This window comes from Mesorhizobium sp. P2_E6 (genome assembly GCF_056403835.1).
In genome coordinates this window covers 197,708-224,257 of sequence record NZ_JBFUEQ010000011.1, presented here as the reverse complement: position 1 = coordinate 224,257, position 26,550 = coordinate 197,708, and the positions used below count along the sequence as shown (strand labels likewise).

The window sequence follows — 26,550 nt, the reverse complement described above, 5'->3', positions numbered from 1 at the left end:
CCCGTATCGCCAGTTGCGCCTGTCGAACCCGTGGCACCGGTATCGCCGGTCGCGCCTGTGGCTCCGGTCGAACCTGTGGCTCCCGTGTCGCCGGTCGCGCCGGTCGACCCCGTGGCGCCAGTATCGCCGGTCGCACCTGTGGCTCCGGTTGCTCCAGTCGAACCCGTGGCTCCCGTATCGCCAGTGGCGCCGGTTGAACCCGTGGCGCCGGTATCGCCGGTCGCACCTGTGGCTCCGGTTGCTCCAGTCGAACCTGTGGCTCCCGTATCGCCAGTGGCGCCTGTCGAACCCGTGGCGCCGGTATCACCAGTCGCGCCCGTTGCTCCGGTGGCCCCCGTATCGCCGGTCGCACCTGTGGCTCCGGTTGCTCCGGTCGAGCCAGTAGCTCCGGTATCGCCGGTTGCACCAGTCGAGCCAGTTGCGCCCGTATCGCCTGTGGCGCCGGTTGAACCCGTGGCGCCGGTATCGCCGGTCGAGCCCGTGGCTCCGGTATCGCCAGTCGAGCCAGTTGCGCCGGTATCGCCAGTAGAGCCTGTCGCGCCCGTGGCTCCGGTTGAACCTGTGGCGCCGGTATCACCGGTCGAGCCAGTTGCGCCGGTATCGCCCGTGGCGCCGGTCGCACCTGTGGCTCCGGTTGCGCCGGTCGCACCCGTGGCGCCAGTATCGCCAGTATTGCCAGCGGCGCCTGTCGAACCCGTTGCGCCCGTATCGCCAGTCGCACCTGTGGGTCCGGTTGCGCCGGTCGCACCCGTGGCGCCAGAATCGCCCGTGGCGCCAGTAGCTCCAGTCGAACCTGTGGCGCCCGTATCGCCGGTCGCGCCGGTGGCTCCGGTTGCTCCGGTCGAACCTGTGGCGCCCGTATCACCAGTCGCGCCTGTAGAACCAGTGGCGCCCGTATTGCCGGTCGCACCTGTGGCTCCGGTGGCGCCAGTCGAACCTGTGGCGCCAGTCGCACCGGTCGAGCCAGTCGCACCAGTGCCGCCGGTCGCACCAGTTGAACCTGTGGCGCCAGTCGATCCCGTAGCGCCGGTCGTACCAGTCGCGCCGGTCGCACCTGTCGAGCCAGTCGCACCAGTGGCGCCGCTCGCGCCGGTCGAACCCGTGGCGCCGGTTGCACCCGTAGCGCCAGTTGAACCTGTAGCGCCAGTCGCACCCGCGCCGGTAGGGCCGGTGGGGCCGGTAGGACCGGTGTTACTGGCGAAGGAGAAGGAGCTGAAAGTGTCACCGTTGCTTGTGGCGCTAATCGCTCCAGTCAACGTTACAACAAAAGTAAACGAGCTGCCGGAAGTTGTCGTTCCAGACGTGTAAATCGCATACGTGTCGGTGGCGTTTGGAACGGTAAAAGTGACAGAAAAACCATTGAATCCTGAATTAGTCCTATTTGGCAACGTAAAGCTGCCAACTATTAAATTGCTTGTCGTATCTACTACATAAAAAATATTAGTACTCTGTGTAGAACCATTGGAGATTGTCCCCCCGATGGTGAGTTCTGATGACAACACCCCCGTGTATGCGGCAATAGCCGCACTCGAAATCGGGGGGAGCAGTACAAGCTCATTCTTGCTCCGCACGATCTCCCAGGCGCCGCCCAGCGCCGACGCGCCGACGCGCCCGGCCGCCGCCGCTACAAAAGCGCCAGCTGCCTCTTCCAACTGTTCGACGAACGCCTCGCCGGCGTTACCCTTGCCCGTCTCGCAGCTCCACAGCTGCAGGTCGCCGTCTTCGGCCAGGGCCCGGCCGATCGCGGCCAGGTCGCCGGCGTCGCGCGCCAGCGTTTCGCGCGACCATTCGCCGGCCGCGAAGGCGACGCGCCCAGGCGCGCCGTGGGCGATGATGTGCACGGCCGCAAGGCCTTGGCGGCCGGCCAGCGCCGCCGCCATCTGTGCGGCCGCCGGCCGCGCCGCGTCGAGGAGCACCGGCTGCACGCCGGCCCGCAGCCCGGCAAGGATGGCGGGTATGTCGGCGACGGCGGGATCGATGAACAGGACTTCGGGCTCGAACGTCATGGCTCGCCCGCTCTGAGGGTATGCGGGCGAAACCTTGTGTGTCGATGCGTGAAGGCCCAGCGCGGCGGCCGGGCTATGGAAGGGATCCGAGGTGAGGTCCTTCAGCATGGCTCACCCCTTCGGCCCGACGGCGCCGGATGGACGCGCGGGCACATCCACAGTGAAGCCAGCCGAGGTGAACTTGCCGCTTTCGTCGAAGACGCCGACGTCGAGGCTCGTCGCTCCGCCCGGCACCCTGACGGCGATCCGGAAGGCGTTGTTGGCCATGTTCGGCAGATTGAGGTTGCCAACAATCGTGCCGTGGTCCCTGTCGACCACGAAGTAGGTCGTCGAGCCGCCGGTCATGCCGGTTGGGATCAAGCCGGAGATCGTGATCTCGATCGCGGCAAGCACTGCTGCGTAGCCCATGATACCCTCCTCCGTCAGCGGCGCCCGCGCCGCGGTGTTCCTTGTCAGTTTCCATCGTCCGCCGAGCGTCGGCGACCCAACCAGGTCGGTGGCGGCCGCAACCGGCGCCCCCGCAGCGCGCGCCAGCGCATCGACAAAATCGGTTCCGGCAGCGCCGGCGCCCGCGTCACAGCTCCACAGAAGCAGCTCGCCGGAGCCTCCCAATGCCTGGCCGATCGTGGCGAGATCGGCCTCATCGTGCCGCAGCGTGCGCGCCGACCAATCGCCGGCCGCGAAGCACACCCGCCCGGGCGCGCCGTGCGCGATCACGTGCACGGCGTCGAGGCGGTCACGAGCTTCGAGCGCCCGTGCCATCTGGCGCGCGGCCGGGGATTTGGCATCAAGCACGATCGCCTCGACCCGTGGCCTCAAATTGCCGAGGATCGTGCCTGGATCGGATACCGATGGATCGACGAAAACGAGTTCGGTGGCGCTGGCCGTGGCGAGATCCCGCTGGTTCCAATTGGGTTCAAGCTGAGAGCATCCGCCGGCGACGCCCGGCGCGGCGGGGTCGGGCCCGCGGGCAGGCCGCGCAGTGCTGAGGCTTTCATGGAGGGCGGAACAGCGGCGGCCAATCTGCCAGCCGCCGGCTGCGGCGGTCCGTCGCCGCTGTCGGATTGCGGGCCTATCGACGCCGGAAATCGCTCCGCGCCGGGCCCAACTCGCACGCAATCTCACCCCACCCACGACACACTCCCGCCACTGGTCACGCCGACGGATCGGCGTCCAAACGCGAGGGAACTCTGGAACGGGAAACCTGTCCGCCTCCGTGGGCGGGCAACGTTGACGCGGCTTTCAAGGCGCGCTCAAAGAACGCGCCTCCATCATCGCCCGCGATGTGGCTTAACGACCCCCAGATCCTTCCCCAAAACTTCGCAGGACGTCGGCAACCCTACCGCGCGACCTGCGGACACACCCCGTGTCACACATTAGTAAAATCGAAAATTAGGGATTTGTAAACTATAAAGTGGAGATTTGGTGAATGGCCAGGAACAAGATGGCCGAACTTGGCCAGTATCGAAGAGCCGAAGCCGCGCAGATTCTTTTTGAAAATCGCAGGCTTGGCGGCTTCATTTCCGTTTGCGCCGACTTACTAAAAATAATCGCCTCGCCAGGCCGATCCGCTGCCCTCGCTGGAAGCCAGAGATGGCCAGCGGAGGGTTTTCCGCAAGACGATGCCGCACCGACAAGAAGTGGAAACGCGCGAACTTCCAGCGAAGTCCGCGCGCCCCTTTTTCAAACCTGGACCAGTCTCCGGACGTGGTCCATTTAACATTCCTTATTCATGCGGCTTCAAGAGATCCTTCAGGGTCGTCTTGATGGAATGATCGTCGCTGGCGTAGCCGGCGCCATGCTTGGTCTGGTCCGAGGTGAGATCCGAGCTCGCCCCCGACGGCTTGTTGTGGTTCTGGCCAAATCCGCTCATCGTCTTGAGGACATTGAGCAGGTCTGTCGACACCGATGTAGACGCCAGGCCGATCAGGTTGCGGAACGACGCATGGCTGTCGTGATCACTGTTGCCATGTGTCGAGCCCGACTGCAGGAATTTTGCAGTGTCCTTGAGGCCGAGCGAGGTGGAGGTGACGCTGGCTTTGTGACCAGGGCCGTTTTCGCCATTGTTATGGTTCCCGGAACCACCAGGTGCATCCTGATCTCCATTGCCAAAGCCGTTATTGCCATGGTTGTGGTCATGATCACCTGTTCCACCGCCCGAGCCCGTGGCTCCGGTCGCACCTGTCGCACCAGCCGTACCTGTTGCTCCGGTCGAGCCAGTAGCACCGGTCGAACCGGTGGCTCCTGTCGAGCCGGTGGCTCCGGTAGAGCCCGTTGCACCAGTGTCGCCAGTCGCTCCGGTCGAACCGGTCGCTCCGGTATCGCCGGTCGCACCCGTGGCTCCAGTTGCTCCGGTCGCTCCGGTGTCGCCAGTCGAGCCCGTCGCTCCGGTATCGCCGGTCGCACCCGTGGCTCCAGTCGAGCCAGTCGCTCCGGTATCACCCGTTGCACCCGTGGCTCCAGTTGCTCCGGTATCACCGGTGGCGCCAGTCGAGCCCGTCGCTCCGGTATCACCGGTGGCGCCAGTCGAGCCCGTCGCTCCGGTATCGCCCGTTGCACCCGTGGCTCCAGTCGAGCCAGTCGCTCCGGTATCGCCGGTCGCACCCGTGGCTCCAGTGGCTCCAGTCGCTCCGGTGTCGCCGGTGGCGCCGGTCGAACCCGTCGCTCCAGTATCGCCGGTCGCACCCGTGGCTCCAGTCGAGCCAGTCGCTCCGGTATCGCCAGTCGCACCCGTGGCTCCGGTTGCTCCAGTCGCTCCGGTGTCGCCAGTGGCGCCGGTTGCACCGGTCGAGCCCGTTGCACCTGTGGCTCCAGTGTCGCCAGTCGCTCCGGTCGCTCCAGTCGCTCCGGTATCGCCCGTCGCACCCGTCGAGCCGGTGGCTCCGGTCGAGCCGGTATCACCAGTTGCACCTGTCGAGCCCGTCGCACCAGTCGAGCCGGTGGCTCCGGTCGAGCCGGTATCGCCAGTCGAGCCGGTCGAACCCGTYGCACCAGTCGAGCCGGTGGCWCCAGTCGAGCCAGTTGCTCCAGTCGAGCCGGTCGAACCGGTTGCACCAGTGTCGCCAGTGGCACCCGTCGAGCCAGTTGCGCCGGTCGAACCAGTCGAACCCGTCGCACCAGTCGAGCCGGTGGCTCCAGTCGAGCCGGTATCGCCAGTTGCACCTGTCGAGCCCGTCGCACCAGTCGAGCCGGTGGCTCCGGTCGAGCCGGTATCGCCAGTCGCACCTGTCGATCCAGTCGCACCCGTCGAGCCAGTTGCCCCGGTCGAGCCGGTTGCTCCAGTCGAGCCGGTCGAACCAGTCGCACCMGTCGAGCCGGTGGCTCCGGTCGAGCCGGTATCGCCAGTTGCACCTGTCGAGCCAGTCGCACCCGTCGAGCCAGTTGCCCCGGTCGAGCCGGTTGCGCCGGTCGAACCAGTGGCACCCGTCGAGCCTGTCGCTCCGGTCGAGCCGGTTGAGCCTGTCGCTCCGGTCGAACCGGTGTCGCCAGTCGAGCCAGTCGAACCCGTTGCACCAGTCGAGCCAGTGGCACCCGTCGAGCCGGTTGCTCCAGTCGAGCCGGTCGAGCCCGTCGCACCAGTCGAGCCGGTGGCTCCGGTCGAGCCGGTCGCACCCGTCGAGCCAGTTGCGCCGGTCGAACCCGTCGAACCCGTCGCACCAGTCGAGCCGGTGGCTCCGGTCGAGCCGGTTGCTCCAGTCGAGCCGGTCGAACCCGTTGCACCAGTCGAGCCGGTGGCTCCGGTCGAGCCGGTTGCTCCAGTCGAGCCGGTCGAGCCCGTCGCACCAGTCGAGCCGGTGGCCCCGGTCGAGCCGGTATCACCAGTTGCACCTGTCGAGCCAGTTGCGCCGGTCGAACCAGTGGCACCCGTCGAGCCAGTTGCGCCGGTCGAACCAGTCGAGCCAGTCGCACCCGTCGAGCCCGTGGCTCCGGTCGAGCCGGTTGCTCCAGTCGAGCCGGTCGAGCCAGTCGCACCAGTCGAGCCTGTCGCTCCGGTCGAACCGGTATCACCAGTTGCACCTGTCGAGCCAGTTGCGCCGGTCGAGCCAGTGGCACCCGTCGAGCCTGTCGCTCCGGTCGAGCCGGTTGAGCCTGTCGCTCCGGTCGAACCAGTGTCGCCAGTCGAGCCAGTCGAACCCGTTGCACCAGTCGAGCCGGTGGCACCAGTCGAGCCAGTTGCTCCAGTCGAGCCGGTCGAACCCGTTGCACCAGTGTCGCCAGTGGCACCTGTCGAGCCAGTTGCGCCGGTCGAACCAGTCGAGCCAGTCGCACCCGTCGAGCCGGTGGCCCCAGTCGAGCCGGTTGCTCCAGTCGAGCCGGTCGAGCCCGTCGCACCTGTCGAGCCGGTGGCCCCGGTCGAGCCGGTATCACCAGTTGCACCTGTCGAGCCAGTTGCGCCGGTCGAGCCAGTGGCACCCGTCGAGCCTGTCGCTCCGGTCGAACCAGTCGAGCCAGTTGCACCAGTCGAGCCGGTGGCCCCGGTCGAGCCGGTTGCTCCAGTCGAACCAGTCGAGCCAGTCGCACCAGTCGAGCCGGTGGCCCCGGTCGAGCCGGTTGCTCCAGTCGAACCAGTCGAGCCAGTCGCACCAGTCGAGCCGGTGGCTCCGGTCGAGCCGGTATCGCCAGTTGCACCTGTCGAGCCAGTCGCACCCGTCGAGCCAGTTGCGCCGGTCGAGCCAGTTGCGCCGGTCGAACCAGTCGAGCCAGTCGCTCCGGTCGAGCCGGTATCACCAGTTGCACCTGTCGAGCCGGTCGCACCCGTCGAGCCAGTGGCACCAGTCGAGCCGGTGGCTCCGGTCGAGCCGGTATCACCAGTTGCACCTGTCGAGCCGGTAGCACCTGTCGAACCGGTGGCGCCGGTCGAGCCAGTCGCTCCGGTATCACCCGTGGCGCCGGTCGCACCTGTGGCTCCGGTTGCACCAGTCGAGCCAGTTGCCCCGGTATCACCCGTGGCGCCGGTCGAGCCAGTCGCTCCGGTGTCGCCGGTTGCGCCGGTCGAGCCAGTCGCTCCGGTCGAGCCCGTTGCACCCGTGGTTCCTGTTGCACCGGTGTCGCCAGTCGCACCTGTCGAACCAGTCGCTCCGGTCGAACCGGAGGCGCCGGTCGAGCCAGTCGCTCCGGTATCACCCGTGGCACCAGTTGAGCCAGTCGCTCCGGTAGAGCCCGTTGCACCCGTGGTTCCTGTTGCACCAGTGTCGCCAGTGGCACCTGTCGAACCAGTTGCTCCGGTCGAACCGGAGGCACCAGTTGAGCCGGTCGCTCCGGTAGAGCCCGTTGCACCCGTGGTTCCAGTTGCACCAGTGCCGCCAGTCGCACCTGTCGAACCGGAGGCGCCGGTCGAGCCAGTCGTTCCGGTATCACCCGTGGCGCCGGTCGCACCTGTTGCTCCGGTTGCGCCGGTGGAGCCCGCGGCTCCGGTATCACCGGTGGCACCAGTCGAGCCGGTCGCTCCGGTAGAGCCCGTAGCACCCGTGGTTCCTGTTGCACCAGTGTCGCCAGTTGCACCTGTTGAACCCGTCGCTCCGGTCGAACCGGACGCGCCGGTCGAGCCAGTCGCTCCGGTATCACCCGTGGCGCCGGTCGCACCTGTGGCTCCGGTTGCGCCAGTGGAGCCCGCGGCTCCGGTGTCGCCCGTCGCGCCAGTCGAGCCGGTCGCACCTGTCGAACCAGTCGCTCCGGTCGAACCGGCGGCGCCGGTCGAGCCAGTCGCTCCGGTGTCGCCCGTCGCGCCTGTAGAACCCGTGGCGCCAGTGGAACCTGCGGCGCCGGTATCACCTGTGGCTCCGCCTGCGCCAGTCGCTCCCGTGGAGCCGCTCGCGCCCGTGGCTCCGGTCGAGCCGCCTGCGCCAGTCGAACCTGTTGCACCCGTGGCGCCGGTATCACCTGTGGGTCCGCCTGCGCCAGTCGCACCCGTCGGGCCGCTCGCGCCAGTCGCACCCGTCGGGCCGCTCGCGCCAGTGGCACCGGTCGGGCCGCTCGCGCCAGTGGCACCGGTCGGGCCGCTCGCGCCAGTCGCACCGGTCGGGCCGCTCGCGCCAGTCGCACCCGTCGGGCCGCTCGCGCCAGTCGCACCCGTCGGGCCGCTCGCGCCAGTCGCACCGGTCGGGCCGCTTGCGCCAGTCGCACCTGTGGCTCCGGTCACACCTGTGCCGGTAGCACCCGTGGCGCCTGTCGCTCCGGTTGCACCCGTGGCTCCGGTCGCACCCGCGCCGGTCGCTCCCGTAGCGCCGGTCGGGCCCGCCGGGCCCGTCGCGCCAACTGTACTGGTGCTGAAGCTCCCAACATCAAATAGATTGCCCCCGGATCCATTGGAGGGACCCGCTGCGAAATTGTAAGTATTACCGGCGCCTGGAGTAAGTGTGCCGTATAAATTGAAGCCGGCGTCGTAAATCACATAAGTATGAGTTTCATTTGGTATTGAAATAGTTACCGCAAATTCGCTGACAACGCCATTACCCGATTGAGGCAGTGGAAAGCTGCCAACCAACACATCAGGATTTGCTGTTGTATCTATTAAATAGTAGGTGTTAATGGTTGCGGAGCCATTCTGAACAGTCAAGTTGCCAGTGAGTGTCAGATCAACCGCCAGCACCCCGGCGTAACTTGCCATTCCATCCGGGGTCAGCGGCGGCGGCGTGGGCGCGCTTGCACGTGCGGACAGTTCCCAGGAGCCGCCCAGGGCGGCTGCACCAACCAGCGATCTTGATGCACGGACATCCGCGCCGACGGCCTCTTCCAGCGCCGCCACGAAGGTCTCGCCCGCATCCCCCGACGCCGTCTCGCAGCTCCACAGCCGCAGCTCGCCGTCCGCGGCAAGCGCCCTGCCGATCGCGGCAAAATCGTCAGCCGCTTCCTTCAACGTCCCGGCCGACCACTCTCCTGAAGTGAAGCCAACCCGGCCAGGTGCGCCATGTGCCATGATATGGATCGCATCGAGGCTTTCGTGCCCTGCGAGCGCGGCAGCGATCTGTTGTGCGGCCGGCCGGCGGCCATCGAGCACGACAGCCTGGACTTGCGGTCGCACGTTGCCGAGAACCGTCTCGAGGTCGGAGACTGAAGGATCCACGAAGAGAATTTCAGAGGCACGGGCCATGACTGGCTCCTGTTGGCTTCGAATTCGATTCAAGGGGAAACCGCCCACCGGCTTGGCCGGCGAGCGGTCGTAGGGAGAAGGAGCACGGGCGCCGTCATCTTCCGGACGGGCCGACGGCGCCGTCGGGATGTTTGACAGCGGGGCTCTCTACGCGGAGGAAGCTGCAGGCCTGGAAGTTTCCGCCATCTTCAAACGTGCCAATCGCAAATGCGCCGGCTGCGGCCGGAACCTTGACAGTGAGAGCGACGGCGAGGCTTCGCTTGACGGCTTTGGGAAGAACGACCTGACCGACGATGGCGTTCTTGGCCGTGTCCAGAATAAAATAAGGCACGTTTTCGGTCGTATCGCCGATAGGCAAGACGCCTCTAACGGCGACTTCCATGACCGCAAACCCTGCTATGTAGCTCATCGTTGTTCTCCTCGGTCGGCGGCGGCTGGGCCACCTGCTTCTCTTGTTCGTACCCTTAGGTTCAATCGCTGGTTTCAATTGCCTCCGAGCGCACGCGCTCGCCGAAGCCGTTCGCGGCTGCTATCGGCCCCGCGCGCATCCGCGTATGACGGGCAGGTCTACGAGGCGGGCGGGCAAGGCTTGACGGCCTCTTCGTCACGCTCGATCGAACGGCGCGCCACTTGTCTTCGCTGAGGTGATTGAGAGGCCCGCGGGCACGTGGGCGTTCCCTGCCGGCGGCCGGCTGCGGATGATTGAGGGGGTGATCGAAGCGGGCGCCCGCGTCGCGGCCGCATCGTTTCATACGCGGTATCACACCTACCACAGCCAACTCCCGTTACGCGTGTCTCGATTTCTCGACGACGACTTGCGAGGGAACCGACTGCTAGCGAGGGAACATCGGGTTGGGAAAACGCTGGCCTTGAGTTCAAGGCGTCACGACGTCTTCACTTGCACGCCACCGCACACTCTATGCGCCCTCACGCACGAAGTGACTTGCTCCAGACACTCTCCAGGCTGACAGACTGCGCAGACCGACAGGCCTCCTGCCCGGTCCACGGCTACCCTCCCATGCACAAGACATTAGTAAAATCTAAAATTAGCAAGTTGTAAATAACCCTGTTATCAATTTGTTAATTGTTGACCACGGGTAACTACTTTTCGGTCGACATCTACATGGCGCTCGTGGGCCAAACCCTTCGAAAAATCCGAGGCTTAAAGGTGCCCCCTGGTTCGCGTCGTGCCCTCGAAATCACGGCGAAGTGAGCGATCGACCCGAACGGAGCGTTTGCTCGCCAACGGCTGGTTCAGCGGGACGGCGAGACCCTTGCGGCGGCGGACAGCGCTAGCTAACAATGGATAGCGTGGGGGTCGCGTTTGCAAAGGAAGGGACGAACTATCCTTTGCACACGGGTCATGCGAATGGCCGAGGCAGGGGGGTATTGCACATGGGGCATGAAGGTCGGACAAATCCGCATCGGAGCGGATTGCTGCCCCAGACGGCACGACGGCATAAAAGTGACCGCCTCGACCCGCAGTTATCCGGGGAGCAGACAGTCAGCATATGACAAGCGGCAAGCGCCTCTGTCTCAACATGATCGTCAAGAACGAGATGGCAAATCTCGAGCGCTGTCTCGGCGCAGTTGCGAGCCACATCGACTGCTGGGTCATCGGCGATACCGGCTCGACCGACGGGACACAGGATTTCGTCAAGTCGTTCTTCGCCGCACGCAACCTGCCAGGTGAGCTGCACGAATTTCCATTCCACAATTTCGAGCAGGCGCGCAACGCCGCGCTCGATCACGCCTATGCCTCGCCGCTCGCCTATGACTATCTGCTGTTCGACGACGCCGACATGGAACTGATGGTCGAGGATACGGGCTTCCGCGAGGGGCTCGACGGTCCAGGCTACCGGCTGCTGCAACGCTCGGATTCAGGCCTCGCCTATTGGAACACGCGCATTGTCAGGCGCGATGCTGGCGCACGCTACCGTGGTGTAACCCACGAGTATCTCGACGTGCCCGGCGGCGTGCAAGAACTACGCAGCGCCTGGTACAAGGACCACGCCAGCGGCTCGAACCGGGTGGACAAATTCGAGCGCGATGCCAGACTTTTGCTGGAGGCCCTCGAAAAGGATCCGGATAATCAGCGCTACTGGTTCTACCTGGCGCAATCCTACCGCGACGCCGGGCGGACGGCGGAGGCCGCGGTGGCATATGCCAAGCGCGCCGCGATGGGCGGCTGGGACGAGGAGGCGTGGAACGCCCGGCTGCAAGAGGCGCGCTGTCTGCGCACGCTTGGCGACGAGGCTGGCTTCATCGGCCAGGCGCTTGCCGCCTTCAATCAGCGGCCGCAACGTGCCGAGCCGCTCTATGACCTGGCGCGGTTCTACCGCGAGAAGGGGATGAATGACGCCAGCGTGCTGTTTTCGGAAGCCGGGCTGGCGATCAGGCGACCCGACCAGGACATCCTGTTTATTGAGGACTACGCCTACACGACAGGCCTGCTGGAGGAGTACGCGATCGCGGCAAACTACGCGCGCGATCCCGTGCGCAAGGACCGCGGCTTCGCGGCGTGCAACTGGCTGGCGCTGAACCGGACCATCGCCGATGGCCCCAGGGATCTGGCGTGGTCGAACCTGTTCTTCTATGTGCAGCCCGCCAAGACGGTGATGCCGTCCTTCAGCGCGCGTCCGGTCGGTTTCACGGCGCCCGACGGCTATCGGCCGTCAAACCCGTCGGTGACCCGGTGGGGCGGCCAGATCGTGCTGTTGCAGCGGACGGTGAATTTCACCCGGACCGAAGACAACCTTCGATACGACACGCCGGACGGAGTGCCGGTTCACACGCGCAATTTCCTGCTCCGATTGAGCGATGAACTCGCCATCCAGTCCGCAAACGAGATTTTGCCGCCGGCTGACATGCCGGAACTCGCGCGCGACCGGGTTCTTGAGGATATGCGCCTGTTCGCCTGGCGCGATGCGCTATGGGGCGTCTCGTGCGTGCGCGAACTGATACCGGACGGACAGTGCGAACAGGTCATCGCGCGCATCGACGAGGGTGGCGCCAGCCGGCTGACCGACTGGCGCGTGCTCCATCCGGCAGGACCGCGGGTGCACGAGAAGAACTGGATGCCGCAAGTCAAGCCTGCCGCAGGCGGCGAGAAGCTGCAATTCATCTGTTTCGGTGACTCCGTCAGGATAGTGGACGAGCATGCTGCGACCGTCCTTGAGACGTCTCCCGCGATCGCGACCCATAAGTTCGGGGGAGGAACCCAACTGCTCGCTTTCGCCGGCGGTTGGCTGACATTGATTCAGGAAGTGCAATGGAGGTTTGCGGAGAAGCTCCATTGGTGCATGCATCGGTTCGTCTGGTTCGACGAAACAAGCGTTCTGCGAAAAGTGAGCCGTCCGTTCTTCTTCAACAAAAAGGGCCCTGAATTCGCTGCGGGTCTAGCCTGGCATCCGGATGACGCGCGTTTGCTGATTTCTTACGGTGTGGCCGACAGCGAGTCCTGGATCGCGACCGTCGATGCGGGTGAGGTCCAGGCCTTGCTGGAGGAGGTGGATAGCCTGCCATCGGGTGTGGCTGACACAGCGTCCAGGCTGACGCTGTCGTCGCCGGCCTCGCGGCTCCAGGCAGATTATTCAGCGCATACCGCTCCTCCAACGGAAACGCGGATGAAGCCTGACCGTGCTCGTGATGGCGCGGCGGGGGACAGAAGCGGGGTGCTGGTCGAAGCCATCGCCTCCGGCCGCGTGAAGTCAACGGAGGAGTTCTTCTATGAGCTTGCGCCGTTTCTGCGCGACGTCGATTCTCCGCGGGAGCGGCGGGAACGATCGCGCCAGTTCGACGCGCGGATCAATCCCTTCCTTGGCAGCGACGACACCGCACTTCCCCAGATCAACTGCTTCTATCAGGTGATGTCCGACAAGGCCGAGCATCGTACCCTGATTGCCGCCACAGCGTCGATGCGAGCGGCGGGCCATCCGGTGCGGGTGTGGAGCTATGCACCGGAGAAGCTCGAATTCCTCATCCCGCATGGGATCGAAATCCGCAATGCCGACGACGTCATGCCGCGCGCCATGTTCGAGCGGATCGTCGCCGGCTCCGAGATCAGGTATTTCAGCGACGTCTTCCGCTACGCCGTGCTGTACGAGCATGGCGGGCTATGGATGGATTGCGATGTCGTCATGCTGCGGCCCTTCCCCTTCCGCGGCGATCATTTCTTCAATCTGCAATGGCGGGGAGCGCACAAGGGCCACTTCATCTGCGGCAACGTCATGTATGCCCAGCCCTACAGCCGCCACCTGAGGGCCCTCTACGAGATTTCGATCGAACGTTTCCATCATGCCGACGGCAAGGAGTTTGGAGATATCGGCCCCAAGCTGCTGTCTGACTATATTGCGTCCGATAGGGGATCCGAACTGCAACAATGGGTGTTCAGCCCGATGTTCTTCAACACGATCGACTGGACTGAGATCGACCGGTTCGAGAAGCCGATAGCGGAACTGGCTGACTATCTGAACGATGATCGCGTAGTCGGCCTCCATCTTTGGACGGCGCGAAACGACGCTCAACCGGGCGGCGAAGGGGCGCCGCTGATCTCTCAGCTGATCAGCCCGCTCGACAGTTTCCCCACGTTCACAAGTCTCGCCGACCGCTTCAACACCGACAAGAACCGGCACACCGGCAACCGCCATTGCTACGCAAGGATTTACGATCGCCTGCTGTCGGCCCGACGGCTGTCCATGCGGCGGCTGATGGAAATCGGCCTATACAATGTTTTCAGGGAAGGCAGCCAGACCGAGATGCCTTCAGTCAGCCTGTGGCAGAGCTATTTTCCGTTCTGTCAGGTGATCGGCGTCGACCTGACGGATTATTCGCGGCTCAATGACGAAAGATTCAAATCGTTCGTCTGTAACCAGTCCAAGCTGGACGATCTGCGCGGCGTCGCTGCGAAGCTCGAACCGGGATCGCTCGACGTGATCATCGACGACGGCAGCCACGCCTCGTTCGACGAGCAGTTGACGCTCCGCCAGTTCTTCCCGCTGCTCGCCGAGGGTGGCTGGTACTTCATCGAGGACCTCGATTGGCAGCCGCCGGGCGAGGACGCCGGCAAGATCACGCTTACCAAGAACCTGCTACGGGAGATCCAGCAGCATGGCAGCGCGCGCTCGGTCGATCCGCTGGGTGTGAACGCGCTTGCCGATCAGTTCGCCGAGATCCTGTTCTTCGACAGTCACTACGAGCTGAATCGGGCAAGGCTGCTCGGTGGCCTGGTGGCTATCCGCAAGGGCGCGTCGGGCCTGTCCACCAGGCGAGGTGTATCATCGCACGTTGAGTGAAGGGGCTTGATTTGAAAGTTGCGGTCTACACCATCGCCTTGAACGAAGCCGCAAACGCGGAGCGCTGGGCCAATTCGGCCGTCGACGCCGACTATCGCATTGTGGTCGACACCGGCAGCACGGACGGCACAGTGGAGCGACTAACCGAGGCGGGGGTGACAGTATACAGGATAGCAGTCCGCCCGTGGCGCTTCGACGACGCCCGCAACGCCGCCATGGCCCTGATCCCGCCTGACGTTGATGTATGCTGTACGATGGACATGGACCGGTTTCTTGCGCCTGGCTGGCGGGCGAAACTTGAGGCTGCCTGGACCCCCGAGACGACAGCCCTTTACTGCCAGACGATCTACAGATCGAGTGTCGAGGACCCGACACCGCTGCGAAGCTGGCCGGCGAAGAACTTTCACCATCGCTGGGGATATCGCTTCAAGCGGCCCGTCCACGAGGCTCTGGTCTTCACCGGAGACAGGGAAGTCACCACGAACAGCAGTGAGATCGTCATGTTCGAGGTGCAGGACCTCGCCAAGCCAACAAGGAGCAACTACCTGCCGCTGATGGAAGTGGCACATAAGGAGGACCCCGGCGACGCTCAGATATGCTTCTGGCTCGGACGGGACTTGATGTGGGCCAACCAGCCAGAGCGGGCCGTCCAACTGCTTGAGCACTACCTTGCATTGCCGACAAGCACATGGGGCGAAGAACGCTCCGAGGCAATGCGCTACATCGCGCGCATGCAACCGGAGCAGAAATTGTCCTGGCTGGACAAGGCACGGATGGAGGCCCCCCATCGGCGCGAAATCTGGCTGGACATGGCCGAAGAGTTCCATGGCAAGGCCGACTGGCTGAACCTGCTCTGGGCCTGCAGCAATGGGATCGAGAAGACGCGCCGCACCGGCAGTTATCTGGACGACGCGCATTGCTGGGGGGCTCGGCTGTACGAGCTTGGCGCCACGGCAGCATGGAAACTCAATTCGATGGATCAAGCTGTGGAATGGGGGCAAAAAGCGGTCGAACTCGATGCCGGCAATCAGCGGCTCAAGAACAATGTTGATTTTTTCATCAAACACCGACTGCGGCTTGCGCGCAGCCACACGAGCGGTCCGTCTTTCAAACCCGCGCGGTTGTTCACAGCGTTCGGCACTGTGCTGTATGTCGACCAACCTACAGGCGAGCTGCGACACGGCCCCGTCGAAAGCGTCCCGGCAAACGTTTTCTTTGAACCGGAGATGAGTTTGGCAGGCGGATTCCGGCAGGGTCGGTTGCTCAATGCCGGCATCGGTTTGCCCGAACCGGTCCTTTGCTTTCATGACGCCTGTTTGACCGCCTCACAGGCGAAACGGCAGAATCGACCAGCAGATGCGGATGCGCTCGAATTGATCCCCCTCGAACGTGGCTTGCTGGCACTGAGATCCGGTGGCGTGTTTCTGTCGGCCATACCTAATGGCCACGTGGAACTCAGGGCTCCTGTTTGCAGCACTTGGGAATTGTTCATCGCTTCGGAAAACTGGTGCACGGAAAGCAGCCGGGAGACCATCCGATGGCGAACCGACCACGCCGATTTCGACAAGAGCCGGATTCAAAGCCACTTCGTCCATCCCGCCATTCGAGCTGCCGCAGACACGCTGTCCCGCGCTCCCCGCAAGGCCGTCATCTGCGACATCGGCTGGCTATCGTCCTATCTTGCAGACGAGCACTTCTATTTGGTTCGGCTATTGAATGAAGACTATGACTTCGACATCATAGATTGCAGATCGACGGACTTTGCCGCCGAAAGCACAATAGAGCGCCTGAACTCATATTCGGCTCTCTTGATAGCCTACCAGGGTGGCATATCCATACCTCTCGATGCTTTTTCAGCACTTAAGTTTTTGAAAATAGACGACCTTGTAAGTTACAATCCAAGCTATGATACTTTGCTGCGCTCCCTTGTCGCTTCATCTGATGTCGTCATAAGCCCATATGCGTACGAGTTTCAGAACCACTTCACCCATCGTGCAGTGAATTGGGTTCCATATTCGTCGGCGATGGAAGGTTGCAAAGGCTTCGAGCGTATCGTGTTCAATGAAACCCCGATTTCCAAGGTGCTCGTGTCGGGGAGCATCGCGGCGGATCGACCTCTGAGGAAATATGCGGCCGGTCTCGACTCCAGCAAGGTGGCCGTATTGGATCATCCTGGCTACGCGGGAAAATACAACGACGACAGCCCCGCCATTGTTAGAGTACGATACTACGAGGAACTCTCAAAATACCTTTGCTGCTTTTGCGATGGCCATTCTTATCGCTACATTCATCTCAAGAATTTTGAAATCGCATCGGCAGGTTCATTGCTTTTGACCGATCGCTTGATCGAAAAGGAAATGAATGAACTCGGTTTCGTAGATCACGAAACATGCATTTTTGCTGCGAGAGAGGATTTTCTGGAAAAGGTGGATTGGATCCTGGACGACCGCAACCGGCCCGCTGTGGACGAGATCCGATCTGCCGGAATGCGTCTTGTTAAAGCAAGGCATATGACGCGGCACCGCGCGCTTCAGATCGACAATTTGGTCAATTATTACGCGCTTGGTGCCGGAACTGTTGATCATTAAAGATAATCTATGCGAAATTTTCCCAATTTTTACTGAAATGGAGAAGAGAAACTACTAATCTCGCAGAAAGTGTAGCAAAATGAGTCAGGTGCCGCCAGAAAATTACTTTGCGCGTAGGCGTGTCATCGCCTTAAGGCATCGAGGTAATGTAGCGAACAAGATGATTCAGTATATGGGCGCTTTGGCAATGTCCAAGCGTATTGAACAATGCAGCGTTGTTGGCGTTTCTATCCCGGAATGGGGCATTGAAATTCCAGACGATACGCAAAGTCAGATTTTTCTTGATAACATAGATTTGTGGACTTGGGATGCCTTTCGGCCTCACGTTGGTGAGATTTGCCGTCTTGCGAACAGAAGCGAGTCGGTGCGAATAATGATGGCTGACCATCTGCAGAGGATGGAGTTCCTTGACCCACCTCAAGCTTATCACTCACTTTTTCCATACAGCTCTCCGGAACGGAAAATTGGCGAGGGTGATCTACTAATCAATATTCGAACTGCCGAAATCCTACAAGGCATAGCTCACTATCCGCTTCTTCCGATAGATTTCTATGAGGATGTGGTCGCTTCGACGGGACTAAATCCGGTGTTTGTCGGACAGCTCGGCGATTCAGAGTATGTGCGACAACTTAGATCCCGCTTCCCAAAAGCTGTCTTCTACGACAGCCAAGGAGCCAGGGCCGACTTTGATTTGATTCGTTCAGCAAAGAACATTGTCGTTGCGGTCAGCACGTTCTCCTGGTTAGCGGCATGGCTTTCCCAAGCGCAGACGATCTTCCTTCCGCTCAGTGGTTTCTACAACCCAGCGCATCATCGCGAGGTCGATCTGCTGCCGATCGATGATCCTCGTTATAGATACTTTCTATTTCCGTTGAACTATGGAATTCCGGAGGAACAGAGCCTGGAATACCATCGCCGGATATCAGGTAGATGGAAAGAGATATCGCGCAATCAGGTTGCGCTGCTGAAGACTTCCGCTCCATTCCTGCGTGTGCCGAGAGAAAACTACGACAGCGGCTTGCCGTCGAGAACCGCGCAGGGGTCTGCCATCACCTTCGATTCCATCTGGTACGCACATCGATACATCGACGCTGCAATGGAGATAAGCGAAGGGTGGTTCGAGGATCCACTGCACCACTATCTCGAAGTTGGCAGGCTGCGGGGCTATCAGCCGGTTCGCCAATTCGATGGACATCCTCCCATAGATCTTTCGATGCCCAACCTCGCGCTCAAAAAGCGAGCGACACAAAGTTCGTTGAGCCAGTGGTCCGTTGGATCGACCTTGGAGGAAGACGCCGGGAATGCAGTAAATGGAAATCCAGCAAAAGCGCTTGGATTTCATACTGAGAATATCGAAACCCCGTGGTGGATGGTAGACCTTGAAGAGCCCTCTCAAGTGTTCGCCATTCGGATATTCAACCGAGACCGTATTCCGGAATGGATGCAGCGCCGAACGTCGCCCATTGTAGTCGAAGGCTCGATTGATGGCGTGGACTGGAAGCTGATATTCAGCACTGAGCCCGGTCAAATCTTCGGCGGATATAGCGCTGGAATGCCATTGGTGTGGTCCTCTGACTTACCTGTGGAGGCACGCTACGTTCGGATTTCGATCCCTCGCAAAGAGTATCTCCATCTTTCCGAGGTGGAGATTTACGGTCTCCAACAGCCCACAATCCACGGGACAGGCGGATGATACGCGGGTTCCGCGCCCGGCAGATCAGTCAGCGGTCTGAAGTGGAACAAAAAATGCAATTCGGGCGGCGGTCGTTGCCATGCGACTCCCGCGGTCAAGTCCGTTCCTTGGGCACCAAGAAGTAGTTGTCATCCATAGGCAGGGATTCCTGGATCATATAGTGAAAAGCGCTGCACCAGGCCTCGAGCTCCTTGCGAGCCTGAGGCCAAACCTCGACCAGCAGATTTGGCCGCCGGAGCTCGATTGTATTCTTCAATCCCTTGAGCACTTCAAATTCAGCACCTTCGACGTCAATTTTAATGAATCCAATCGGCTTCTGATACAGAAGATCGTCGCCGGGAATGCATTTCACGTCCCCAAAGTCGTCGGGCAACATTTGAGCGCCACCAATATTTCCGATTGATGGATAATGTACGCGCATTGTCCCAGATTTTGACGACAGCGCCAAACCAAGATGGTCCTGATTGACTTTCGAACATCCGTTGAGTGACATATTTATCCTAAGTATGGCTATCGCAGCTGGATTGGGCTCGAACGCGATCACCTCGGATGGATTACAAAATTTTGAGAGGAAGATGCAGTGATTGCCAATATTGGCACCTATGTCGACGAATGTTTTTTCCGGTAGACATTGACGCCTGATGAGGTTGAGCGCCTCGCGGTCATAAAAATCTCCACGTAGCAGCAACGATTGAATGTAATCGGCTCGGTTCGAAATAAAGAAATTCACTATCTGACCGTCAATCCGATGCCTAACTATCGATCCGCTTACCTCGGAAGCATCATGCCGAAAATGGAACAGCTCCCAGCTTTTGCACTCTGTTCTCGAGAGCGAAACGCGGCCATCCGGTTCAGCGCTGAGGAACAACCCGCTTTTCTTCAGCCCGAATTCCTTCTTGTTAAAATTTACGAGGGCAAATGAGTTGATACTATCGTCATAGTTACTTCCATCATTCTTTTTGAAGGAAAACCCATTTGGGTATGAAGAAAGTCTAACTATATCTTGATTGAAGTATGCGTCGGAGAGTTTTGGATCTGATTCTCCGCCCTCTGGCATCAATACAGTATTGAAAGGAGTGGCCTCAAAAGGTCCATGTCGGAGTTCGTTTGAGCTCGGATCGACGAACAACGTCGTACCATGTGAGGTGAAAAGGCGGCTGGCTGAGCCGATACGATCAGGATCCGCATTCATGACGATAGCCTCTCTTGGTTCCATCGCAAGGTAAGCGACTTTCCGAAATTTGCCAAAGACGAGCGTCATGCTGAAAGGCGGTATCAGAAGGGCTTGGAGGGCAGATCGAATATGAAACGGCGTGATTTCATCCTTGGCGCAGGAAGCGCACCAATGCTATTTGCTCAGCCCAAGTTGACCTGCTGGGGCCTTACTCCTGCAATGGCCGCTCCCTCCACCCTCCTCACCGCACCCATCGAGCTTGCCGGCGACTGGGGCCGCATGCTGGAGGGCGCGGCAGATCAGGTCGTCGAGCGCATGCGGCACGCATGCCTTGACGGTGTCCGCCTTGTCTCCGACCGCCAGCCGACGCGGCTGCGTGTCGACGAGCACACTTCCGGCACGCCGGCGATCTGGCTGCATCCCGACGGCACCAGCATGGCCTGGATCATCGTCGATATCGGCGAGCGTGACTGGTCGAAGCTCGCCTACCAGTTCGGCCACGAGCTCGGCCATGTACTCTGCAACAGCTGGCAGGCGGACGCCAAACCGGCGGCGCCCTGCCAGTGGCTCGAGGAAGCAATGGTGGAGGCCCACTCGCTGCGCGGGCTCGGGCGTCTGGCGAAAAGCTGGAAGGAGGCCCCGCCCTTCGCCGGCGACAACGCCTTCGGCGATGCCATTGCCAAGTATCGCGAAAACATCATCCGAAGCTATACCGCGCTTGCCGACAGCCAGGGGCTCACCAGCGACGCCGCGGCGTGGTTCGCCGACCATCGCAGCGAGATCGAAATACCCGGCCTCAATCCATTCGCCCAGGCGATGTCCGTGACCATCCTCGCCGAATACGACCGCGCGCCGGATTGCGTCGAGGCGCTGGGTGCACTCAACCGCTGGCCCGGCCGCACCGGTCTACCGATCGCCGAGTATCTCGGGCGTTGGGAGGCAAGCTGTTCCGAATTGCGCGCTTCGTCCAGCTTGCCGATCCGCCTGCGTGAGCTGCTGCACGTTCCGCAATGGGCCAAGTGAATAGCATCTCGATGTCTTGTCTCGCTGACTGCGTTGTTCATCGGCGCCATTGCGACGGGCATAGCTAGCGAGCTTCGACCAGCGCCAGACATGCAGGCCAAGGATGGTCCGGCATGAATCATCGGCATTCCATCCCGATCCAGATTGCCAAGATTTGGTAGAGTGATTATACCAGTTGATAACATGACGATTGGTTGGTCCATCGTTGGACATCGGGAGTAGTGATACATGACGACGATTGCACTGTTCGGTGCCGGCGGGAAAATGGGTTACCGCCTGTCGACCAATTTTCGCGGCTCGCCTTACACGATACGCCATGTCGAGGTCAGCGAGGCCGGTCGCGAGCGACTGAAGTCGGGGCTGGGTTTCGATGCCGTCAGTGCCGATGACGCGCTCAAAGGCGCCGATGTGGTGATCCTGGCCGTTCCGGATACACATATCGGCAAGGTCGCGGCGAGCATCGAGAGCAAACTCGTGCCAGGTACGATGGTGGTGGTGCTCGACGCCGCGGCACCTTTCGCCGGCCATCTGCCCAAGCGGCCGGACCTGACCTATTTCGTCACCCATCCCTGTCATCCGCCGATCTTCAACGACGAAACCGACATGGCGGCCAAGAAGGACTATTTCGGCGGCGTCAAAGCCAAGCAGCACATGGTTAGTGCGCTGATGCAGGGCCCGGAAGAGGACTATGCCAAGGGTGAGGCGATCGCCAAGATCATCTGGGCGCCGGTGATGCGATCGCACCGCGTCACTGTCGATCAGATGGCGCTGCTCGAGCCGGGTCTTTCGGAGACCGTCTGCGCCTCGCTGCTCGTCGTCATGAAGGAAGCCGTCGATGAAGTCGTTGCGCGCGGCGTCGACAAACAGGCGGCTCTCGATTTCCTGCTCGGCCATATGAACGTGCTTGGCGCTGTCATCTTCGGCGAAACCAAGGGCGTCTTCTCCGACGCCTGCAACAAGGCAATAGAGTTTGGAAAGCCGGTGCTGATGCGCGACGACTGGAAGCGCGTCTTCGAGCCGGAGGAGATTGCCGCCAGCATTCAGCGCATCACCTGAAGCGAAGCTCAGGCGGAACGGCCGGAAGGGCCGAGACCCTTGGATGATAACAGCGCTTGCGAGGGTTGGGCTGTCGACGCCCTCGTGAAAACACGCTCATCAGGTACATATCATCTGAATTTGTGATTGACTCATCATACCAGTTGGCCTAGCTATTTCTTAAGCTCAGGCCAAAGCTTCGCAGGGAATTCGTGGCCTGGACGAGCGGAGGACTGCCGGGGGCACGACGGCCGGGGTGATGCCGGCAAACAAACGGTTTTTGAAACTGAGACGATCCGCGGTCTGAAATGCAGACAGCGGCCTGAATTGTTTTTCAAACGGGAGGACTTCATGAAACTGACACGCAGAATGACACTGGCGGCTTTTGCCGGCATGCTGGCGCTTGGCACGGCCGCACCAGCCTATGCTGCCGATCTCATTGCCATCATCACGCCCTCGCACGACAACCCGTTCTTCAAGGCGGAAGCTGTCGGCGCGGAGGCCAAGGCCAAGGAACTCGGCTATGAAGCGCTGGTGCTCGTCCATGATGACGACGCCAACAAGCAGTCCGAGCTGATCGACACGGCGATCGGCCGCGGTGCCAAGGCGATCATCCTCGACAATGCCGGCGCCGACGCCACCGTTGCCGCCGTGCAGAAGGCCAAGGACGCGGGCGTGCCTTCGTTCCTGATAGATCGCGAGATCAATGCCACCGGCGTTGCCGTCGCGCAGATCGTTTCCAACAATTACCAGGGCGCCCAGCTCGGCGCGCAGGAATTCGTCAAGCTGATGGGCGAGAAGGGCAATTTCGTCGAACTCGTCGGCAAGGAATCCGACACCAATGCCGGCATTCGCTCCAAGGGCTATCATGACGTCATCGACGACTATCCGGATCTGAAGATGGTTGCCCAGCAGTCGGCCAACTGGAGCCAGACCGAAGCCTACGCCAAGATGGAATCGATCCTGCAGGCCAATCCGGACATCAAGGGCGTTATCTCCGGCAACGACACGATGGCGATGGGCGCCTATGCGGCGCTGGTCGCGGCAAACCGCAAGGACGTCATTGTCGTCGGCTTCGACGGATCGAACGACGTGCGCGATTCAATCACCGCGGGCGGCATCAAGGCCACAGTCCTGCAGCCGGCCTTTGCGCAGGCGCAGATGGCGGTCGAGCAGGCCAACGACTTCATCAAGAACAAGAAGTCGCCGGCCAAGGAAAAGCAGCTGATGGACTGCCTCCTGGTCAATGGCGACAACGCCCCCAAGCTGGAAACCTTCGCGCTGACCAACTGAGCCGGCGTGACATGAATAGCGAGGGGCGAATCTCGGTTCGTCCCTCGCCGCCATTTTCTGCGGATGCCGACCATCATGCCGAGGCCGCCATGCTGAACAACAAACCGCCATGCTGAACAAGCCGACCTGGCCGATCCTTGCCGTGACGCTCGGCATCAGCCTTGCCAGCTGCAAGGTTCTGCCGACCCCCTCGGGTGATAGCGGCGGCGCTGCCGCCTTCAATCCCGACAAGATGGTCGAGGCGTTGTGGGCGGCGAAGGTGGTGCCCTATCTCAAGCAGAAAGCCGGACCGTTTCCCGAGGTTCATGCCCTGGCGAAAGCCGACCCGGCGGCTGCCGGCGCCAAATACGGCAATCCGAACAAGCAGGCGAATTCGCCGTGGGCCTTCGCGGTTCGTGTTGACGGCAAGATCGTTGCCGCAAACACGGGCTCGCGCGCGGCGACGATGGATATCGATGTCGACGGCGACGGCAAGGCGGATGCACGCGTGCAGATCGGTCCCGCCATGCGCGGTACGGCGCTGCGCGACAGCCTCGACTTCGTCCAGTTCAACGACTTCACCAACCAGATCGACTTCGCCCAGTTCGGCAAGGCGTTCAACGCGTATGCCGACAAGAATGTGCTTTCGAAGCTGCCGCGTGAAGCACTGGAAGGCCGCACCGCCAAGGTTCTCGGCGCCTATACGCTCGAAGGCAGCCAAGACCTGCCGCTGGTGACGCCGGCGGAGGCAGAAATCGGGCCGCGGCCATGAGCGATCACGATGTTATTCTGAAGCTGGAAGACGTCTCCAAGGTCTATTCCGGCACGGTTGCGGTCAAGCGAGCGAATTTCGAGGTGCGCAAGGGCGCGGTCAATGTGCTGGTCGGCGAAAACGGCGCAGGCAAATCGACGCTGATGAAGATCATCGCCGGTGTAGAACGACCTACTGCCGGCCGGATCCTCCTGGAAGGGGAAGAAGTTTCCTTCTCGTCGTCCGCCGACGCCGTGAACCGCGGCATCGGCATGGTGTTCCAGGAGTTGAACCTGTTCGGCAATTTGACCGTCGCCGAAAACATTTTCGCCACCCGCGAGATCACCAACCGGTTCCGCAAGATCGACCGCAAGCAACAGGAGCGCCGCGCCGCGCAATTTCTCGAACGCCTGCAGGCCGGAATCCGGCCCGACATGCTGGTCGAGGATCTGCGCATCGGCCAGCAGCAGTTGGTCGAGATCGCCAAGGCGGTTTCGCTCGATGCGCGCATCCTGATCATGGACGAACCCACTTCGGCATTGAGTTCCGCGGAAGTCGAGATCCTGTTCAAGGTGATTGCCGACCTCAAGGCGCGCGGTGTGGCCATCGTCTACATCTCGCACCGGCTCGAGGAGCTGATCCGCATCGGCGACTACATCACCGTGCTGCGCGACGGGCACATCACCGGCCAGGAGGAAATGAGAAACGTCGACACCCGTTGGATCGTACGGCAGATGATTGGGTCCGACGCCAAGGATTTCGCCAAGGCCGATGGCCATGTCCCAGGCGAAGAAATATTCCGCACCGAGGACATCTGCCTGCCGCGTGCGACCGGCGGTCTTGCGGTCGACCACGTCTCGCTCTCGCTGCGCGCCGGCGAGATCCTCGGCATCTACGGCCTGATGGGCGCAGGACGCAGCGAGCTGTTCGACTGCATCATGGGCCGCCATGGCCAGGCCACAGGAGCGATCTTCATTTCCGGCAAACAGGTCAAGGAGCGCGACACGACGCGGCGCATCCGGCGCGGGCTGGCGCTGATCCCCGAAGACCGCCAGCGCGAAGGGCTGGTGTCGATCCTCTCCGTTGCCAGCAATCTGACGCTGGCCAGCCTGTCGCGGTTTGTCCGCCTGTTTCATATCCGCGGCGGCCCCGAAAGGCAGGCGGTGGTGCAGATGGTGCGGGAACTGGCGATCAAGGTTGCCGATCCGGCACAGGAGGTCTCGTCGCTGTCCGGCGGCAACCAGCAAAAAGTGGTGATCGGCAAGGCACTGCTCACCGGCCCGAAGGTGCTGCTGATGGACGAGCCCAGCCGTGGCATCGATGTGGGCGCCAAGGCCGACGTCTTCCGCACGATGCGCAGACTGTCGCGCGACGGATTGGGCATCCTGTTCGCCACCTCGGACCTCGACGAGGTGATGGCGCTGTCCGACCGGATCGCGGTGATGAGCAATGGAAAACTGACCGGCATGTTCGATCGCGCCGAGGCGACGGAGGCCGCCCTTGTCGCCGCCTCGGCGCTTGGCCACGGCCCGGTCCCGCACACGGAGTACACCGCCCATGACTGACATCCCGGCCAAGGCGGCTATTCCCTCCGCATCGAGCGGCTCGCTGCTGCTGACGCTGATGAAGGCGAGGACCTTCATCGCGCTGATCGCCGTGCTGGTCTTCTTCTCGATCGCGGCACCGAATTTCCTGTCGACCGCCAACCTGATCCTGATGTCGAAGCACGTGGCGCTGAATGCGTTCCTCGCCATGGGCATGACCTTCGTGATCATCACCGGCGGCATCGACCTGTCGGTCGGCTCGATCGTCGGCCTGTGCGGCATGGTGGCCGGCTATCTCGTGCTCAACGGCATCGACCTGCAGATCGGCTACACCATCTATTTCAACGTCGTCGAGATCGCGCTGATCACGCTTGCGGTCGGCATCCTGATCGGCGCCGTCAACGGATTGCTGATCACCAGGCTGAACGTCGCGCCGTTCATCGCCACGCTCGGCGTGCTCTATGTCGCGCGCGGCCTGGCGCTGCTGTCGTCGGATGGACGCACCTTCCCCAACCTTGTCGGCAAGCCGGAACTGGGCACCACCGGGTTCGGCTTCCTCGGCGCCGGCCGGCTGCTCGGCCTGCCGGTGGCGATCTGGATCCTGATCGTCGTTGCGCTGGCGGCGGCCTATCTCGCCAAATACACGCCGCTTGGCCGCCATATCTTCGCGGTTGGCGGCAACGAACGGGCGTCGCGAATTTCGGGCGTCCGTGTCAACACGGTGAAGATGTTCGTCTATATGTTCTCCGGTTTCTGCGCGGCAATCGTCGGCCTGATCATCTCGTCCGAGTTGATGGCCTCGCATCCGGCGACGGGCGAAAGTTTCGAGCTCAATGCCATCGCGGCGGCGGTGCTCGGCGGCACCTCGATGTCGGGCGGTCGCGGCACGATTGGCGGCACCATAGTCGGTGCCTTCGTCATCGGCATTCTTTCGGACGGGTTGGTGATGATGGGGGTGAGTTCTTTCTGGCAAATGGTGATCAAGGGCCTGGTCATCATTGTCGCCGTCGTCGTCGACCAGGCGCAGCGCCGGCTGCAGAGTCGCGTGACATTGATGCAGATGGCAAAGGCAGGCTGAGC

Annotated in this window: 14 protein-coding genes; 9 read left to right on the top strand and 5 right to left on the bottom strand. The window is 61.8% G+C overall.

Translation table 11 applies throughout. The annotated features are described in order from the left end of the window. From AC1D08_RS25870 to AC1D08_RS25855, 4 genes are all read right to left on the bottom strand, one after another. On the bottom strand, positions 1 to 2,114 hold a 2,114-nt coding region (locus tag AC1D08_RS25870; protein ID WP_477424376.1), incomplete at its 3' end, for a DUF4347 domain-containing protein. Between the two features lie 3 nt (positions 2,115 to 2,117). After that, positions 2,118 to 3,131 (bottom strand): DUF4347 domain-containing protein, encoded by a 1,014-nt coding sequence (locus tag AC1D08_RS25865; protein WP_477424383.1) that lies wholly within the window; start codon positions 3,129 to 3,131, stop codon positions 2,118 to 2,120. 601 nt (positions 3,132 to 3,732) lie between these two features. After that, a complete protein-coding gene (locus AC1D08_RS25860) occupies positions 3,733 to 9,096 on the bottom strand; it encodes a DUF4347 domain-containing protein (protein ID WP_477424374.1) in 5,364 nt (1,787 codons plus the stop codon). A 94-nt stretch (positions 9,097 to 9,190) separates the two neighbouring features. Next, positions 9,191 to 9,505, bottom strand: a complete 315-nt coding sequence (locus AC1D08_RS25855) for a hypothetical protein (protein ID WP_477400054.1) — start codon at positions 9,503 to 9,505, stop codon at positions 9,191 to 9,193. Between the two features lie 1,102 nt (positions 9,506 to 10,607). Between AC1D08_RS25855 and AC1D08_RS25850 the strand changes: the two genes are divergently transcribed. From AC1D08_RS25850 to AC1D08_RS25840, 3 genes are all read left to right on the top strand, one after another. Further along, on the top strand, positions 10,608 to 14,390 hold the full coding sequence (locus tag AC1D08_RS25850) for a glycosyltransferase (protein ID WP_477424373.1): 3,783 nt from the start codon (positions 10,608 to 10,610) through the stop codon (positions 14,388 to 14,390). An 11-nt stretch (positions 14,391 to 14,401) separates the two neighbouring features. Next, on the top strand, positions 14,402 to 16,978 hold the full coding sequence (locus tag AC1D08_RS25845; protein ID WP_477424371.1) for a tetratricopeptide repeat-containing glycosyltransferase: 2,577 nt from the start codon (positions 14,402 to 14,404) through the stop codon (positions 16,976 to 16,978). A 79-nt stretch (positions 16,979 to 17,057) separates the two neighbouring features. Next, entirely contained in the window at positions 17,058 to 18,671 is a 1,614-nt protein-coding gene (locus tag AC1D08_RS25840) for a discoidin domain-containing protein (RefSeq protein WP_477424369.1), read from the top strand. Between the two features lie 94 nt (positions 18,672 to 18,765). Here AC1D08_RS25840 and AC1D08_RS25835 read toward each other — a convergent pair whose 3' ends face one another. Next, positions 18,766 to 19,932, bottom strand: coding sequence for an FkbM family methyltransferase (locus AC1D08_RS25835; protein WP_477424367.1), 1,167 nt, complete (start codon positions 19,930 to 19,932; stop codon positions 18,766 to 18,768). Positions 19,933 to 20,064: 132 nt separating this feature from the next. Here AC1D08_RS25835 and AC1D08_RS25830 point away from each other — a divergent pair, with 132 nt between their 5' ends. The 6 genes from AC1D08_RS25830 to AC1D08_RS25805 all read left to right on the top strand — a co-directional run bounded on the left by AC1D08_RS25830 (position 20,065) and on the right by AC1D08_RS25805 (position 26,548). Continuing rightward, entirely contained in the window at positions 20,065 to 20,868 is an 804-nt protein-coding gene (locus AC1D08_RS25830; protein WP_477424366.1) for a hypothetical protein, read from the top strand. Positions 20,869 to 21,096: 228 nt separating this feature from the next. Further along, entirely contained in the window at positions 21,097 to 21,924 is an 828-nt protein-coding gene (locus tag AC1D08_RS25825; protein ID WP_477225736.1) for a phosphogluconate dehydrogenase C-terminal domain-containing protein, read from the top strand. Positions 21,925 to 22,254: 330 nt separating this feature from the next. After that, positions 22,255 to 23,196 (top strand): D-ribose ABC transporter substrate-binding protein, encoded by a 942-nt coding sequence (locus AC1D08_RS25820; protein ID WP_095080533.1) that lies wholly within the window; start codon positions 22,255 to 22,257, stop codon positions 23,194 to 23,196. A 109-nt stretch (positions 23,197 to 23,305) separates the two neighbouring features. Beyond that, on the top strand, positions 23,306 to 23,947 hold the full coding sequence (locus AC1D08_RS25815; protein ID WP_457153135.1) for a DUF2291 family protein: 642 nt from the start codon (positions 23,306 to 23,308) through the stop codon (positions 23,945 to 23,947). Further along, a complete protein-coding gene (locus tag AC1D08_RS25810; RefSeq protein ID WP_477424365.1) occupies positions 23,944 to 25,491 on the top strand; it encodes a sugar ABC transporter ATP-binding protein in 1,548 nt (515 codons plus the stop codon). Before AC1D08_RS25815 ends, AC1D08_RS25810 begins: the two co-directional genes overlap by 4 nt. Further along, positions 25,484 to 26,548: an ABC transporter permease gene (locus tag AC1D08_RS25805; RefSeq protein WP_457153137.1), complete on the top strand. Its 1,065-nt coding sequence runs from the start codon at positions 25,484 to 25,486 to the stop codon at positions 26,546 to 26,548. The genes AC1D08_RS25810 and AC1D08_RS25805 overlap by 8 nt, the downstream gene beginning before the upstream one ends. Positions 26,549 to 26,550 lie beyond the last annotated feature (2 nt).

What these genes read in the sequence shown, in the direction of transcription:
- AC1D08_RS25835 (WP_477424367.1), bottom strand. Translation starts at nt 19,932, where the DNA reads ATGACGCTCGTCTTTGGCAAATTTCGGAAAGTCGCTTACCTTGCGATG.
- AC1D08_RS25805 (WP_457153137.1), top strand. Translation starts at nt 25,484, where the DNA reads ATGACTGACATCCCGGCCAAGGCGGCTATTCCCTCCGCATCGAGCGGC.
- AC1D08_RS25850 (WP_477424373.1), top strand. Translation starts at nt 10,608, where the DNA reads ATGACAAGCGGCAAGCGCCTCTGTCTCAACATGATCGTCAAGAACGAG.
- AC1D08_RS25815 (WP_457153135.1), top strand. Translation starts at nt 23,306, where the DNA reads ATGCTGAACAAGCCGACCTGGCCGATCCTTGCCGTGACGCTCGGCATC.
- AC1D08_RS25820 (WP_095080533.1), top strand. Translation starts at nt 22,255, where the DNA reads ATGAAACTGACACGCAGAATGACACTGGCGGCTTTTGCCGGCATGCTG.
- AC1D08_RS25810 (WP_477424365.1), top strand. Translation starts at nt 23,944, where the DNA reads ATGAGCGATCACGATGTTATTCTGAAGCTGGAAGACGTCTCCAAGGTC.
- AC1D08_RS25830 (WP_477424366.1), top strand. Translation starts at nt 20,065, where the DNA reads ATGGCCGCTCCCTCCACCCTCCTCACCGCACCCATCGAGCTTGCCGGC.
- AC1D08_RS25840 (WP_477424369.1), top strand. Translation starts at nt 17,058, where the DNA reads ATGAGTCAGGTGCCGCCAGAAAATTACTTTGCGCGTAGGCGTGTCATC.
- AC1D08_RS25855 (WP_477400054.1), bottom strand. Translation starts at nt 9,505, where the DNA reads ATGAGCTACATAGCAGGGTTTGCGGTCATGGAAGTCGCCGTTAGAGGC.
- AC1D08_RS25825 (WP_477225736.1), top strand. Translation starts at nt 21,097, where the DNA reads ATGACGACGATTGCACTGTTCGGTGCCGGCGGGAAAATGGGTTACCGC.